Origin of the sequence: Comamonas sp. BIGb0124 (genome assembly GCF_003752175.1) — a bacterium.
Taxonomy (GTDB): domain Bacteria; phylum Pseudomonadota; class Gammaproteobacteria; order Burkholderiales; family Burkholderiaceae_C; genus Comamonas_F.
Genome location: NZ_RJVF01000011.1, coordinates 305,945 through 319,770, shown reverse-complemented (window position 1 = coordinate 319,770; position 13,826 = coordinate 305,945). Strand labels below are relative to the sequence as shown.

At 70.4% G+C, this 13,826-nt stretch carries 11 protein-coding genes; 6 read left to right on the top strand and 5 right to left on the bottom strand.

Annotated elements, in window-relative coordinates:
• The first annotated feature begins 200 nt into the window (after positions 1 to 200).
• Positions 201 to 1,481, top strand: a complete 1,281-nt coding sequence (locus tag EC845_RS14030; RefSeq protein WP_123298717.1) for an arsenic transporter — start codon at positions 201 to 203, stop codon at positions 1,479 to 1,481.
• 18 nt (positions 1,482 to 1,499) lie between these two features.
• On the opposite strand, the gene EC845_RS14025 is transcribed toward EC845_RS14030, so the two are convergent.
• From EC845_RS14025 to EC845_RS14010, 4 genes are read right to left on the bottom strand one after another with little or no spacing between them, the layout of a single operon-like run.
• Complete coding sequence (locus EC845_RS14025; RefSeq protein ID WP_233598065.1) at positions 1,500 to 3,107, bottom strand: gamma-glutamyltransferase family protein; 1,608 nt, start codon at positions 3,105 to 3,107, stop codon at positions 1,500 to 1,502.
• 25 nt (positions 3,108 to 3,132) lie between these two features.
• Entirely contained in the window at positions 3,133 to 5,712 is a 2,580-nt protein-coding gene (locus EC845_RS14020; protein ID WP_123298715.1) for a branched-chain amino acid ABC transporter ATP-binding protein/permease, read from the bottom strand.
• A gap of 5 nt (positions 5,713 to 5,717) precedes the next feature.
• Positions 5,718 to 6,596 (bottom strand): branched-chain amino acid ABC transporter permease, encoded by an 879-nt coding sequence (locus EC845_RS14015; protein ID WP_123298714.1) that lies wholly within the window; start codon positions 6,594 to 6,596, stop codon positions 5,718 to 5,720.
• Between the two features lie 45 nt (positions 6,597 to 6,641).
• Positions 6,642 to 7,850 carry an ABC transporter substrate-binding protein gene (locus tag EC845_RS14010; protein WP_123298713.1) on the bottom strand — a complete coding sequence of 403 codons (1,209 nt, stop codon included), beginning with the start codon at positions 7,848 to 7,850 and terminating at the stop codon, positions 6,642 to 6,644.
• 198 nt (positions 7,851 to 8,048) lie between these two features.
• Between EC845_RS14010 and EC845_RS14005 the strand changes: the two genes are divergently transcribed.
• From EC845_RS14005 to EC845_RS13990, 4 genes are all read left to right on the top strand, one after another.
• Entirely contained in the window at positions 8,049 to 8,516 is a 468-nt protein-coding gene (locus EC845_RS14005) for a nuclear transport factor 2 family protein (RefSeq protein WP_123298712.1), read from the top strand.
• Complete coding sequence (locus tag EC845_RS14000) at positions 8,513 to 9,427, top strand: polysaccharide deacetylase family protein (RefSeq protein WP_123298711.1); 915 nt, start codon at positions 8,513 to 8,515, stop codon at positions 9,425 to 9,427. The genes EC845_RS14005 and EC845_RS14000 overlap by 4 nt, the downstream gene beginning before the upstream one ends.
• A gap of 28 nt (positions 9,428 to 9,455) precedes the next feature.
• Positions 9,456 to 10,676 (top strand): amidase, encoded by a 1,221-nt coding sequence (locus EC845_RS13995; protein ID WP_123298710.1) that lies wholly within the window; start codon positions 9,456 to 9,458, stop codon positions 10,674 to 10,676.
• Between the two features lie 71 nt (positions 10,677 to 10,747).
• Positions 10,748 to 11,572: a GntR family transcriptional regulator gene (locus EC845_RS13990; protein WP_123298709.1), complete on the top strand. Its 825-nt coding sequence runs from the start codon at positions 10,748 to 10,750 to the stop codon at positions 11,570 to 11,572.
• Here EC845_RS13990 and EC845_RS13985 read toward each other — a convergent pair.
• The gene (locus tag EC845_RS13985; protein ID WP_123298708.1) at positions 11,547 to 12,518 is read right to left on the bottom strand and encodes a LysR family transcriptional regulator; all 972 of its coding nucleotides are present in this window, start codon (positions 12,516 to 12,518) and stop codon (positions 11,547 to 11,549) included. The two genes, EC845_RS13990 and EC845_RS13985, sit on opposite strands and share 26 nt — an antisense overlap.
• A gap of 118 nt (positions 12,519 to 12,636) precedes the next feature.
• Between EC845_RS13985 and EC845_RS13980 the strand changes: the two genes are divergently transcribed.
• Positions 12,637 to 13,782 (top strand): alanine racemase, encoded by a 1,146-nt coding sequence (locus EC845_RS13980; protein ID WP_123298707.1) that lies wholly within the window; start codon positions 12,637 to 12,639, stop codon positions 13,780 to 13,782.
• Positions 13,783 to 13,826: the final 44 nt, after the last annotated feature.

Sequence of the window (13,826 nt, the reverse complement as noted above, 5' to 3'; positions counted from 1 at the left end):
CAAGGCCATGGACACGCGGCTGTTGCAGGAATGCCGCAGCACCCGACCGCGCCATCGCCTCCAGCGCATGCGCCGCCTGCGGCTTGGGCGATGATCCGGGTCGGCGCTTCGGTGCCGACCCCGCGCGAGCCCCGCCGGCCCGCTGGCGGACCCGCTTGGCCCCTCTCCTCCCTCTACTTCCTTCGACGGATTGCCGCCCCATGCTGCTCGCGCTCACTTTGTTCGTGGCCACTCTGGTCCTGGTCATCTGGCAGCCGCGCGGCCTGAGCGTGGGCTGGAGCGCCAGCGCGGGCGCCGCGGCCGCCCTGCTGACCGGCGCCGTGCAGCTGTCCGACATCCCGGCCGTCTGGCACATCGTCTGGAACGCGACCGCCACGCTGATCGCCATCATGGTGACCAGCCTGCTGCTCGACGAGGCCGGGTTTTTCGAGTGGGCGGCGCTGCACGTGGCGCGCTGGGGCGGCGGCCAGGGGCGCCGGCTGTTCGTGCTGATGGTGCTGCTCGGCGCCGTGGTCACGGGCCTGTTCGCCAACGACGGCGCGGCGCTCATCCTCACCCCGATCGTGATGGCCATGCTGCAGGCGCTGGGCTATGGGCCCGGCCCCACGCTGGCATTCGTCATGGCCGCCGGCTTCATCGCCGACACGGCCAGCCTGCCGCTGGTGGTCTCCAACCTGGTCAACATCGTCTCGGCGGATTTCTTCGGCATCGGCTTCGGCGACTACGCAGCCGTCATGGTGCCCGTCAACGCGGTGGCGATCGTCGCCTCGCTGGCCGTGCTGATGGCGTACTTCCACCGCAGCATTCCCGCACGCTACGATCCGCAGGCGTTGCGCGCGCCGCACGAAGCCATTCGCGACCGGGCCACCTTCCGGGCCGGCTGGATCGTGCTGGCCCTGCTGCTGATCGGCTTCTTTGCGCTCGAACCGCTGGGCGTGCCCATCAGCGTCGTCGCGGCCGCCGCCTCGGCCCTGCTGCTGGCCGTGGCCGCACGCAGTCCCGCCATCCCCACCCGGCGCGTGCTGCGCGAGGCGCCGTGGCACATCGTGGTGTTCTCGCTGGGCATGTATCTGGTGGTCTACGGCTTGCGCAACGCCGGCCTCACCGACGCCCTGGCCCGCCTGCTCGACATCCTGGCCGGCCACGGCGTATGGGCCGCGGCCCTGGGCACCGGGGTGCTCAGCGCAGGCCTGTCGTCGATCATGAACAACCTGCCCGCCGTGCTGGTGGGCGCACTGTCGATCGATGCCAGCCACGCCACCGGCAGCGTGCGCGAGGCCATGATCTACGCCAACATCATCGGCAGCGACCTCGGCCCCAAGATCACGCCCATCGGCTCGCTGGCCACCCTGCTGTGGCTGCACGTGCTGGCGCGCAAGGGGGTGGTGATCACCTGGGGCTACTACTTCCGCACCGGCATCGTGCTGACGGTGCCGGTGCTGCTGCTGACGCTGGCCGCGCTGGCCCTGCGCCTGTCCTGAAGGCCCTTCGGCAGCCCCTCAATACGCCGCCACCGCACCGTCCGACCGCGGATCGAAACCGCCTTCGAAGGTCCCGTCCGGACTGCGCACGATGCACCCGGCATGGCCGAAGGTCTCGTCGAAATCGCCCAGCACATCGACCGCGTGGCCCCGCGCACGCAACGCCTCGACCGTCGCGGCCGGGAAACGGCCCTCGAGCTTGAGCGTGTCCGAACTCTCGCCCCACGTGCGGCCCAGCAGCCAGCGCGGCGCCGAGACTGCCGCCTGCGGATCCATGCCCTGCACGACCGTGCGGGTGAACACCGCCGACTGGCTCTGCGGCTGGCCGTCTCCGCCCATGTTGCCGTAGACCAGCGTGCGGCCGTCCTCGAGCAGCGCCAGCGCCGGATTGAGCGTGTGGAACGGCTTCTTGCCCGGCGCCAGCGCGTTGATGTGGCCCGGCACCAGCGAGAACGAAGCCCCCCGGTTCTGCCAGTTGATGCCCGACTCGCGCAGCACCACACCCGATCCGAACTCGTGATAGATGCTCTGGATCATCGACACCGAACGGCCCTCGCCATCGATCACGCCCATCCACACCGTGTCGGCCGGTCCCTTGCCCTCACCCCATGGCGCGGCTTTGTCGCGGTCGATGCGGGCGGCCATCGCGTCGAGCGAGGCGGGCTCGAGGAAACGTTCCGGGTCCACGGTCATGCAGGCCGGATCGGTGATGTGCGCGTCGCGCACCGCGAAGGCCTGCTTGACCGACTCGACGGCGGCATGAACGTAATCGGCCCCCAGGTGATCGGAGCGGCCGCCCTCGAGCCTGTCCATCAGACCCAGGATCATCAGCGACACCAGTCCCTGCGTGGGCGGCGGCATGTTGAAGACGCGGCCCCGGCTGTGGGCCAGCTCGAGCGGCCTGCGCATCGCCGCCCGGTGGGCCTGCAGATCGGCCAGCACCAGCGGACTGCCTGCCGCGGCCAGATCGGCAGCCAGGCTGCGTGCCAAATCGCCCCGGTAGAAATCGTCCAGCCCCGCACGCGCCAGGTGCTCCAGCGTCGCCGCCATGCGCGGCTGGCGGAACAGGCTGCCCGCGGCCGGCACCTGGCCGTCCGGCAGAAACGCCTCGGCAAAGCCGTGCACATCGGCCAGGCCCGCCAGCTTGCCCAGGGTGTTGCGGTGCTGGCTGACCGTCACCGGCATGCCGTGCCGCGCATAGTCGACGGCATCGGCCAGCAGGCGCGACAAAGGCAGCCGTCCGCCCAGCCGCTCGCGGCTGACCGCCAGGGCCTGGTCCCAGCCCGAGACCGTGCCCGCCACCGTGATGGCGGCGTTGCCGCCCCGAAACGGAATGGCCGGCAGGCCCGCGTACTGCCCGGCAGAAGCCGCCAGCGCTGCCGCGCCGCAGCCCTCGATGCCCAGCACCTCGGTGTCCCCCGAAGCCTGCGGCAGGCCGACCAGCCAGAAGCTGTCGCCGCCGATGCCGTTCATGTGGGGATAGACCACGGCGATGGTCGCGGCCGCCGCCACCATCGCCTCGATCGCGTTGCCGCCTTCGCGCAGCACCGCCAGGGCCGACTGGGCCGCCAGGCCGTGCGGTGCCACCGCCATGCCTCGGCGGCCGCGGCTCGGTTGTTGTGTCATGTCTGTTCCTTCGACGCTGTCGGTTTCAGGCGGCCTGCCGCTCGCCCAGGTAGGCCGCCGCCAGGGCACCGTCGGCGGCGATCTCCGCCGACGTGCCCTGCGCCACGATACGCCCACTTTCCATCACGTAGGCCCGATCGGCCAACGCCAGCGCCAGGCCCGCCATCTGGTCGACCAGCAGCAGCGTCATGCCTTCGCGGCGCAATTGATCGAGCGCGGCAAACAGCTCGGCAATGATCTTGGGTGCCAGTCCCAGCGACGGCTCGTCGAGCAGCAGGATGCGCGGCTGCGACATCAGGGCACGCGCAATGGCCAGCATCTGCTGCTCGCCGCCCGACAGCAGGCCTGCACGCTGATGCAGCCGTTCGCGCAGACGCGGGAACCGCAGCAGCATGGCCTCCACCCGCTCCTCCCGGCCTTCGGGTTTCAGGAAAGCGCCGAGCCGGATGTTGTCGAGCACCGAGAGCTCGGGAAAGACCTGGCGGCCTTCGGGCACCAGCACCATGCCGCGCGCCACGATCTGCTCGGGCCCGGCATGCATCAGCTCCTCGCCGTCGAGGTGGATGCCGCCGCCCGCCAGCGGCCGGTGCAGGCCGCTCAGGGTGCGCATCAGCGTGGACTTGCCCGCGCCGTTGGCCCCCAGCAGCGCCACCGCCTCGCCGCGACGCACCCGCAGGTCGATGCCGTGCAGCACCGGCTCGGCACCGTAGCCCGCCACCACGCCGCCCACCCCCAGCATCTCGGGGCCGGTCTCGCGTCTGTCCGCCCGGCCTTCGCCGGCAGGACCGGCATCGAGCGACTCGCCCAGATAGGCCTGCTGCACGGCCGGCGCCGCCTGCACCTGCGCGGGCGTGCCCTGCGCCAGCCGGCGGCCGGCGTCGAGCACCACCACATGATCGGAGATGCCCATCACCAGCGCCATGTCGTGCTCGACGATGAGCACGCCGACGCCTGCACCGGCGATGCGCCGCAGCAGCACGGCCAGGCGATCCTTGTCCTCGCGCGACAGGCCGGCGGCCGGCTCGTCGAGCAGCAGCATGTCCGGGTCCAGCGCCAGTGCGCGGGCGATCTCGACCAGGCGCCGGTCGACGTGGGACAGATCGGCCGCAGGCACCTCGGGCGCCCCGCCGTAACCGCACCAGGCCAGCAACGCCCGCGCCCGTGTGGCGACCTCCGCATCCCTCAGGCGGCGCGCGCCCAGCAGCGGCCCCAGCCGCCCGCGCTGCATCGCCAGCGCCACGTTGTCCTGCACGCTGAGCGTGCCGAAGAGCTGCGAGGTCTGGTAGGTGCGCGCCACGCCGCTGCGGGCGATGTGCACCGCCGACTGCCCGGCCAGCGCCTGTTCGCCCAATGCGAAGCGGCCCGCCGTCGGCACGTAAAAGCCGCTGAGCATGTTGAGCGCCGTCGACTTGCCCGCCCCGTTGGGGCCGATCAGGCTGGTCACGCGGCCGGCTTCGGCCACGCAGCCCAGGTCGTCCACGGCCCGGACGCCGCCGAACTGCATGGTCAGCCCCTGCGCACGCAGCGACTGGCGTGCACGGGTCGCCAGGATCGGCTCGGCACACGATGCATCCGCACCGGCCTGCCCGTCCGGACCGGGCATCCCCCGCGTTTTCCGGCGCAGCAGTTGTCCCAAACGCCGCACCATGCCCACCAGCCCGTCGGGCGCGGCCCACAGCACCACCAGCAGCAAGGCACCGAAGAACAGCAGCCGGTACTCCTCCAGGCTCGCCAGCAGCTCCGGCAGCAGGCCGACCACCACGGCGCCCACCAGCGGTCCGGCCACCGAACCCGCCCCCCCCAGCAGCACCACCAGCACGAACAGGATGGACTGCAGGAAACCGAAGGTATGCGGCGTGACAAACGTCGACAGCGGCGCAAACAGCGCGCCTGCCGCACCTGCGCAGGCCGCCGACACCGCAAACGCCGTCGCCTTGATGGCCAGCGGATGCAGGCCGATGGATTCGGAGGCCACCTCGCTGTCGCGCACGGCGCGCATGGCTGCGCCCCAGGTGCCGCGCGCCAGCCACGCATAACCGGCCAGGGCCACGCCCACCGCCGCCAGCGCCAACAGCGCGATGCTGCGTTCGGCTTCGGCGCCGGCCCACAGCTCGGGCGCCAGGATGCCCATGATGCCGTTCTGCCCGCCCGTGAGCTCGCGCATCTCGACGATGCCGTGCTCGACGATGAAACCGAAGGCGATGGTGATCATGGCCAGATAGGGCCCCTTCACCCGCAGGGCGGGCAGCGACACCAGGGCGCCGGCCGCGCCGGCCAGCACCGTCGCCAGCGGCCAGGCCGCCCAGAAGCTCAGGCCGGCGCCGGTGGTCAGAATGGCGACCGTGTAAGCGCCGATCGCATAGAAGCCGACATGCCCGAACGAGACCTGCCCCGTCAGGCCGATCAGCACATTGAGGCCGACGCCGACCACCGCCAGCAGCGCCACATTGGCCAGCACATACACGTAGTAGGTGTTGAGCGACAGCGCCGCCGCCACGCCCGCACCCAGCACGGCCAGCACCAGCACGATCTGCCAGGCCGAGCCCAGGCCCAGCAAAGGCCCGCCCGGGGCGCGCAGGGCGCCTCGTTTGCGTTGTTGTTCCATCGGTTTCATACCTTGCGCACCTCCGCGCGGCCGAACAGGCCGTTGGGGCGGCACGCCAGCGCCACGATCACCAGGCCGAACGTCACGATCTGCGTGTAGCCCGAACCCAGCGTGACCGTGACGGTGGCCTCGATCAGGCCGAACAGCAGGCCCGCCACCATCACGCCCCAGGCGCTGGTGATGCCGCCCAGAATCGCCACGGCAAAGGCCTTCAGGCCAAACAGCGTGCCCATGTCGGAATGCACGTTGAAGAGCGGCGCGATCAACACCCCCGCAATGCCCGCGAACAGCGTCGACAAGGCAAAGGCCACCGCCACCAGGCGCCGGATCGGGATGCCCATGAGCCGCGCCGCGGCCCGGTTCTGCACCACCGCCAGCATGGCCGTTCCCCAGCGCGTGCGGCGCGAAGCCAGGTGCAGCGCAGCCGCCAGCGCCAGTCCCACGACGGGGATCAGCAACTGCAGCGGGTACACGCTCAGGCCCAGGCCGCCCAGGTCCAGCGGCGTCTGCGCCAGCGGCGACGACAGGCTGCGCGGCTCCTTGCCGAACACGAACATCGCCACGTTGTCGAGCACGATGCCCAGGGCGACCGTGGCCATCAGCCAGGCATCCGAGCCGCGGCTCACGAAAGGCCGCACCGCCAGCGCCTCGACCACCAGGCCGTACGCCGCGCAGGCCAGCAGGGCCAGCGCAATGGCCAGCGGCATCGGCAGGCCCAGCGTGTGCGAGAACGAAAAGGTCAGCACCGCCCCCAGCATCATCGAGCTGCCCTGGGCAAAATTGACCGTCCCCGAGACCGCGTAGGTCACGTAGAAACCCAGCGCCATCAGCCCGTACATGCTACCCAGGCCGAGTCCGCTGATCCATGCAGACAACAAAAGCATCACCAGATCCTTGACGGGCGGTGCCCTGCACCGCCGATGGACGATTTATTTCGCGGAGCCGACCGGCAGGATGCGGTCGCCGATGAACTGGGCCCACACATAGTCCTTGTCGGACAGGGCATCGTGGTTGTCCTCGGTGAACGGCTTCACGTAGGTCTTGATCAGGCCTTCGTAACGCGCGATCCGGGTGTAGCCCTCGCGCACGGCCTCGCCATCCGTCGAGCCCGCGGCCGCAATCGCCAGGGCCGACAGTTGCATCGCGTCGTAGGCATTGGCCACGCCGACGGCCGGCGTGATGTTCTCGGGGCCCTTCACGTCGGGGTACTTGGCCATCAGCGCCTTGACCACCCGCTCGCGCACCGGCGTCTGCGCGCCGAAGAAGCTGTAGGTCTGCACAAAATGCACGTTCTTCGCGTTCGGTCCGGCCAGCTCGGTGAAGCGGCCGCCGGCAGGGCCCCAGTGCGACACCACCGGCACCTGCCAGCCCATGCGGTCGAGCGACTTGACCACCTGGGCCGAGGGTCCGACATTGCCCACCATGAACAGCGCATCGGCCCCGGCGGCCTTGAGCCGCGTCAGTTGCGGCACGACATCCACGTCGTTGGCCTCGAACTTCTCGACACCGGCCAGCTCGACCTGCTTGGCCGTCATCGCCGCGCGCAGGCCCCTTTCGTTGGATTCGCCCCAGGGGTTGTTGACCAGGATCATGCCGGGCTTCTTGGCCCCGAAGCTGGCCTGCGCGTAGTCCAGCATGGCCACGTCCACGATCTCGTCGACGGCCGACACACGGAAAGCGTAGTTGGGCTTGGCGCCGTTGCGCGTGATGGGTGTGCCTGCAGCCCACGGCACCATGAACGGCGTCTTCGACTGGTTGACGAGCGGCACGATCGCCGTGGCCACCGGCGTGTCCAGACCGCCGAACAGCACGGCGACCTTCTCGCGATGGATCAGTTCGCGCGCTGCCGACACGCCCTTGGCCGGATTGCCCTCGTCGTCGCGGCGCACCAGCTCGAGCGGGCGGCCGCCCAGCAAGCCGCCCTTGGCGTTGATCTCGTCGATGGCCACCGAAATGCCGCGTGTGATCGACTCGCCGGCCAGGGCGGACTGCCCCGACAGCGCCGTCACCAGGCCGATCTTGATGGGCTCGGCCGCCTGGGCGGGCGCGGCGGCCCATCCGCACACGGCAATGAGAGCGGCGGCGGCCAGCACACGGCGGCGGCCCTGGGGTTGAGCGGTGGAGCAGACGGTCAGCATGGCGATTCTCCTCATGAGGCAGGTTTGGGATACCGCCCTTCATGCAATCGCCATGCCAACGTCAACAATATTTAGAATTTATCGAAAAACATATACACATCATATTGTCGACAATTTGGCACAAGCCTTGCAGACAAGAAAACATGCACACGACGGAACCCTGCTTTTCGACGGCGTGCACCACTTCGGAGAAAAACCATGGACAACGCATCAAATCAGGGCGCATCCACGCCCCAAATCCAGGCATCCGGACATCCGCGGAGCCCCGCCGAGCTGGTCGACGAGTACCTGCGCGTGCTGATGATTCCCGACCCCGCCGGCGTGCAGTCCTTCATCGCGCCCGGCCTGCGCATCCGCTTCACGGGCGGCCGGGCGATGAGCGCGCCGGCCGAATGCGCGGCCTTCAACGCCGGCCGCTATGCCTGGGTCAAGAAACGCATCGAACGCACCGAGGTCGTCGCCGGCGGCACACCCGAGGAAACCGTGGTCTACAGCCTCGGCACGCTGTACGGCGCCTGGCCCGACGGCACGCCTTTCGAAGGCAACCGGTATGTCGATCGCTACGTCGTCAGCCACGGCCTGATCACCCACATGGACGTGTGGAACGACAGCGCCGAATGGCTGCTCGACCGCCAGGCCGGCACCACGCCGCCGGAGGCCGCATGACCTCGGCCTACGAAAGCCTGCTGCCCACGCACGGGCGTTTCGACTACCAGGCCATCCACGGCCGCCCCGACTACGCCTGGCCCAACGGCGCGCGCCTGGCGGTCTACCTGGGCTTCAATCTCGAACACTTCGCCTTCGGCGAGGGGCTGGGCGCGGCCATCGGCCCGGTCTCGCCCGAGCCCGACGTGCTCAACTACGCGTGGCGCGAATACGGCAACCGCGTGGGCGCGTGGCGCTGCATCGAGCTGTTCGACCAGCTCGCGCTGCCCTGTGCGACGCTGGTCAACACCGCCCTCTACGACCATTGCCCCGATCTGCTGGCCGCCTGTGCCGCACGCGGCGACGAGATCGTCGGCCACGGCCACACCAACGCCGAACGCCAGGGCGACTGGCCGCCCGAGGCCGAACGGCGCCTGTTGGCGGGCTGCCGCGATCGCATCGCACGCGAAACGGGAACGGCGCCACGCGGCTGGCTCTCGCCGTGGATCTCGGAGAGCCGCCTCACACCCGATCTGCTGGCCGAGACCGGCTACCGCTACACCCTCAACTGGTGCCACGACGACCAGCCGCTGCCCATGCACACCCGCGACGGACGCGTGCTGTGGTCGGTGCCCTATCCGCAGGAACTCAACGACATCCCGGCCATCGTCGCGCGCCGCATGGACGCCGGCGCCTTCGCGCAAATGGTTGTCGACAATTTCGAGGAGATGCGCGAACAGTCCCGCGCCCAGCCGCTCGTCATGGGCCTTGCGCTTCATCCCTACATCGTGGGCCAGCCCTACCGGCTGCGCCACCTGCGGCGGGCACTCGAGCACCTGGCCCGCGCGCGCGACCGCGGCGAGGTCTGGCTGACCACGCCCGGCGCCATCTGCGAACACTCCGAAGCCGTGCTCTCGGCCGCTTTGTCCTGACATCCGCTTTTTTTCGAGAACAGACCCGATGATGGATTCGAATTTCCCCATCTCCGACACCGTGGGCGCCTGGGTGCCGCATGGCCGTTTCACCATTCCCGCACACGCCGAGGGGCCGCTGAGCGGCTTGCACTTCGCCGTCAAGGACGTGTTCGACGTCGCCGGCCACCCGACCGGCGCGGGCAATCCCGTCTGGCTGGACAGCCACCCCGTCCCCACCGCCAGCCACCCGCTGGTCGACCGCCTGCTCGATGCCGGCGCCACGCTCATGGGCAAGGTGCTGACCGACGAGCTGGCCTACAGCATCCACGGCGACAACATCCACTACGGAACGCCCGTCAACAGCGCAGTGCCCGACCGGGTGACCGGCGGCTCCTCCAGCGGCTCGGCCGCGGCCGTGGCGGCACGGCTCGTCGATTTCGCGCTGGGCACGGATACCGGCGGCTCGACCCGCGTGCCGGCCAGCTACTGCGGCCTGTGGGGCCTGCGCACCAGCCACGGGCTGCTGCCCGGCGGCCACATGGTGGCGCTGCACCCTCTGTTCGACACCTGCACCTGGCTGGCCCACGACGCCGCCACCTTTGCACGGGTCGGCGCCACCCTGCTGCCCGATACGGCCGGCGCCTTCGCCCGCGTGACGGTGCTGGAGGACGCCTGCGCCGAAGCCGACCCCGGCTTTGCGCCGCTGGTGGCCCGTGTCCGCGATGCGCTGTGTGCGCACCTGGCCTGCACCGCCAGCGTCGCCCGGGCAGCCGGCGCAGACCACGAGCCCGACAGCCTGGGCGGCCTGGACAGCTGGCGCCAGACCTATGTCACCGCCGGAGCCTACGACGGCTGGGCCACCCACGGCGAGTGGATCGCCAGCCACCCGCCACGATTCGCGCCCGCCGTCGCGGCCCGCTGGCAGTACGCCAGCACGGTCACGGCCGATGCCGCCGCCGCCGCGCGCCAGACCGCCCGCGCCATCGCTGCCCACGTGCGCGAATGGCTGGGCACGGACGGCGTGGCGATCCTGCCCTCCGCCGCCAGTGCCGCACCGCTGCGCACGGCCCCGCCCGAGGCGGTCGACGCCGCACGCATCCGCACCCTGCGCATCACCTGCATCGCAGGGCTGGCGGGTCTGCCCCAGGTCAATATCCCGATGCGAGGCGCTGAGGGCCTGCCCATGGGCATCTCGCTGCTGGGTCCGGCCGGCAGCGACCTGCGCCTGATCCGGCTGGCCACGGCCCTTCAGCCTCTTCTGTCCTAGGCAGCGGCCGGCACGCAGCGGCCCCGGCTGCGTTCCGCCCCGCGCCAATCGGAGTAAGCTCTGCGCCCATCATGACCGTGAAGTCACCCTCATCCGCCCCCTCCCGCAAGACCGGCGCGCCCGCCAAAGTCAAGGCCAAGGCCAAAGCCGAGATCCAGGCCCCTGCCGCGGCCGACATCGACCTCGCGCCGCCGCGCATCGGCGGCGCCATGGCCGACGCCGCCGATGACGGCAGCGTCGAATCGCGCATCTACCGCACGGTCTTCGACAGCATCATGGACCAGCGCCTGACGCCGGGAACCAAGCTGCCCGAAGCCACGCTGTGCGAGCTGTTCGGCACCACGCGCGCCACCGTCCGGCTGGCCCTGCAGCGGCTGGCGCACGACCATGTCGTGCAACTGCGGCCCAATCGCGGCGCCATCGTCGCCGTGCCCACGCCCGAGGAAACACGCGACATCTTCGAGGCCCGGCGCGGCCTCGAAGACACCCTGGTGCGGCTGGCCGCGCAGCGCGTCACCCCCGAGAACATCGCCGCGCTGCGCCAGCAGCTCAAGGCCGAGCACGAGGTCATGCACCGCTTCAACCAGCCGGCCTGGGCGCGCCTGGCCAGCAGCTTCCACCTGAAGATCGGCGAGCTGGCACGCAACCCCATCCTTTACCGCTATCTGGTGGAAATGGTGTCGCGTTGCTCGCTCATCGTGGCGCTCTACCAGCCGCCCGGCAATGCCGCCTGCGAACACGACGAGCACGACCAGATCGTCGACTGCCTCGAACGCGGCGACGCCGACGGCGCGGCCCAGCTCATGTCCCGCCACCTCGAGGAACTCGAACACCACGTCGGCCTGAGCGCGCCCTCGGCCGACCATGGCCTCAAGGCGATGCTGGGCCTTTCCTGACACGCCAGGGCACCGGCTGCAAAGCCTGCCGTGCATGCGCCAGAAAGGCCTGCAGGCGGGCCGAAGCCCCCAGCCGGCTGGGCACCAGCGCCAACACCGGCGCATCGTCGAGCCGCCACTGCGGCAGCACCGGCACCAGCCGGCCGGCCCGCAGCAGCGGCGCCACCTCCCACTCCGAGCGCACCATGATTCCCAGGCCGCGCAGCGCCCAATCGCAGATCACCTCGCCGTCGTTGCTCGACAGACCGGGTCGCACCCGCACCTGCAGCGAACGGCGCGCGGCGCCATCGGCTGCGTGGCCCGCATCGCGGTCACCCGGTGCGGCGGCCGACGGCAGGAACCGCCAGCGCGTGACATCCTCGCCGTTTTCGCGCAGGCACAGGCAGTCGTGCAGCGCCAGCTCCGACGGATGCGCCGGCATGCCGCGCCGGCGCACATAGGCCGGACTCGCGCACAGCAACCGGTCGTTGGGGGCCAACGGATGCCCGATCCAGGCCATGTCGCGCACGGCGCCCACATGGATCACCACGTCCATGCCCGCCGCATCGGCCAGCGGCCACTCCGACAGCGTGAGCGAGGCCACCACCGCCGGATGCAGGCCGCGAAACGACGCCAGCAGCGGCGCCACATGCCGGCGGCCAAAACCGAAAGGCGCCACGATGCGCAGGCTGCCCGCCATGGCCCGTGCCGGCCCCGCGACCCGTTCGGGCACGGCTTCGAGCGCACGCAGCAGGCTCGCGGCCTCGTCGCGCAGGCGCAGGCCCTCGTCGGTGAACGCCGTGCCGCGCGCCCCCCGCACCACCAGGCCCACGCCGAGCCGCTGTTCCAGGCGCTTGAGGCGCATCGACAGCGCCGGCGGCGTGAGGTCGAGCTCGCGCGCGGCAGCGGCCAGCGAGCCGCAGGCATCCAGCGCCCGAACCAGTCGCAGATCGTCGAGATCCAGCATTCAATTTTCCTTAACGCTGCAGTGAAACTGCATTAAACACAAATCGCAGTCTTCGCACTACAGTCTGACCTCGCCATCCGTTCGGCCCCGCCATCCCCTAGACCCCTTGCCACCCGCCATGCACGCCCCATCCACGCCCATCGACACCCCCGCCCTGCTGCTCGACAGCGCCCGCATGATGCGCAACATCGCCGACATGCAGCAGCGCATGGACAGCCTGGGCGTGGCCTTTCGCCCACACGCCAAGACCAGCAAGAGCCCGCAGGTGGTCCAGCGCCAGCTCGAAGCCGGTGCACGCGGCATCACGGTGTCCACGCTCAAGGAAGCCGAACAGTTCTTCGCCGCAGGGGTGGACGACATCCTTTACGCCGTGGCCATCGTGCCGTCCAAGTTCGAACACGCAGGCCGCCTCATCCAAGCCGGCCTGCGCCTGACGCTGCTGGTCGAGTCCGCCGAAGGCGCACGGGCCCTGTCGGATTTCGGCCGCACCCGGGGCCTGGTGCTGCCGGTACTCGTCGAGATCGACACCGACGGGCACCGCAGCGGCATCGCACCCGATTCGCCCATGCTGCTCGAGGTGGCCCGCGCTTTCTCACACGACGCCCAGGGCGGCGCCGAACTGCACGGCGTGCTCACCCACGCCGGCAGCTCCTACGGCCTGCGCACCGACGCGGCACTGGCGGCCCTGGCCGAACAGGAACGTGCGGGCTGCGTGCGGGCAGCCGAGCGACTGCGGGCTGCAGGCTGGCCCTGCCCGGTCGTCAGCGTCGGCTCCACGCCGACGGCGCTGCGTGCCCGTGCGCTCGACGGCGTGACCGAGGTGCGCGCCGGCGTCTATGTTTTTTTCGACCTAGTGATGGCCGGCGTGGGCGTCTGCGCGCTCGACGACATCGCGCTCTCGGTGCTGTGTACCGTGATCGGCCACCAGCCCGAGGCCGGCCGCCTCATCACCGACGCCGGCTGGATGGCCATGAGCCGCGACCGCGGCACGCAGAAGCAGGCTCACGACCATGGCTATGGCCTGGTCTGCGATGCCCAGGGTCAGGCCATCCCGCAACTGGCCTTCAACGACGCCAACCAGGAGCATGGCGTGCTGCAATGGACCGGCGACCCCGGTACCGATCTGGCCCGCCGTTTCCCTCTGGGCAGCACCCTGCGCATCGTGCCCAACCATGCCTGCGCCACCGGCGCACAGCACGCGGCCTACACCGTGTCGCGGCCCGATGGCGGGCACGAAAGCTGGCCGCGCTTCAACGGCTGGTAACGCCCCGGCGACAATGTGGGCCGATGGGTCCGAATCCGGGCCCC

Coding starts and splice junctions, on each gene's coding strand:
- EC845_RS13990 (WP_123298709.1), top strand. CDS start 10,748: ATGACCGTGAAGTCACCCTCATCCGCCCCCTCCCGCAAGACCGGCGCG.
- EC845_RS14025 (WP_233598065.1), bottom strand. CDS start 3,107: ATGACACAACAACCGAGCCGCGGCCGCCGAGGCATGGCGGTGGCACCG.
- EC845_RS13985 (WP_123298708.1), bottom strand. CDS start 12,518: ATGCTGGATCTCGACGATCTGCGACTGGTTCGGGCGCTGGATGCCTGC.
- EC845_RS14005 (WP_123298712.1), top strand. CDS start 8,049: ATGGACAACGCATCAAATCAGGGCGCATCCACGCCCCAAATCCAGGCA.
- EC845_RS14010 (WP_123298713.1), bottom strand. CDS start 7,850: ATGCTGACCGTCTGCTCCACCGCTCAACCCCAGGGCCGCCGCCGTGTG.
- EC845_RS13995 (WP_123298710.1), top strand. CDS start 9,456: ATGATGGATTCGAATTTCCCCATCTCCGACACCGTGGGCGCCTGGGTG.
- EC845_RS14020 (WP_123298715.1), bottom strand. CDS start 5,712: ATGGAACAACAACGCAAACGAGGCGCCCTGCGCGCCCCGGGCGGGCCT.
- EC845_RS14000 (WP_123298711.1), top strand. CDS start 8,513: ATGACCTCGGCCTACGAAAGCCTGCTGCCCACGCACGGGCGTTTCGAC.
- EC845_RS13980 (WP_123298707.1), top strand. CDS start 12,637: ATGCACGCCCCATCCACGCCCATCGACACCCCCGCCCTGCTGCTCGAC.
- EC845_RS14015 (WP_123298714.1), bottom strand. CDS start 6,596: ATGCTTTTGTTGTCTGCATGGATCAGCGGACTCGGCCTGGGTAGCATG.
- EC845_RS14030 (WP_123298717.1), top strand. CDS start 201: ATGCTGCTCGCGCTCACTTTGTTCGTGGCCACTCTGGTCCTGGTCATC.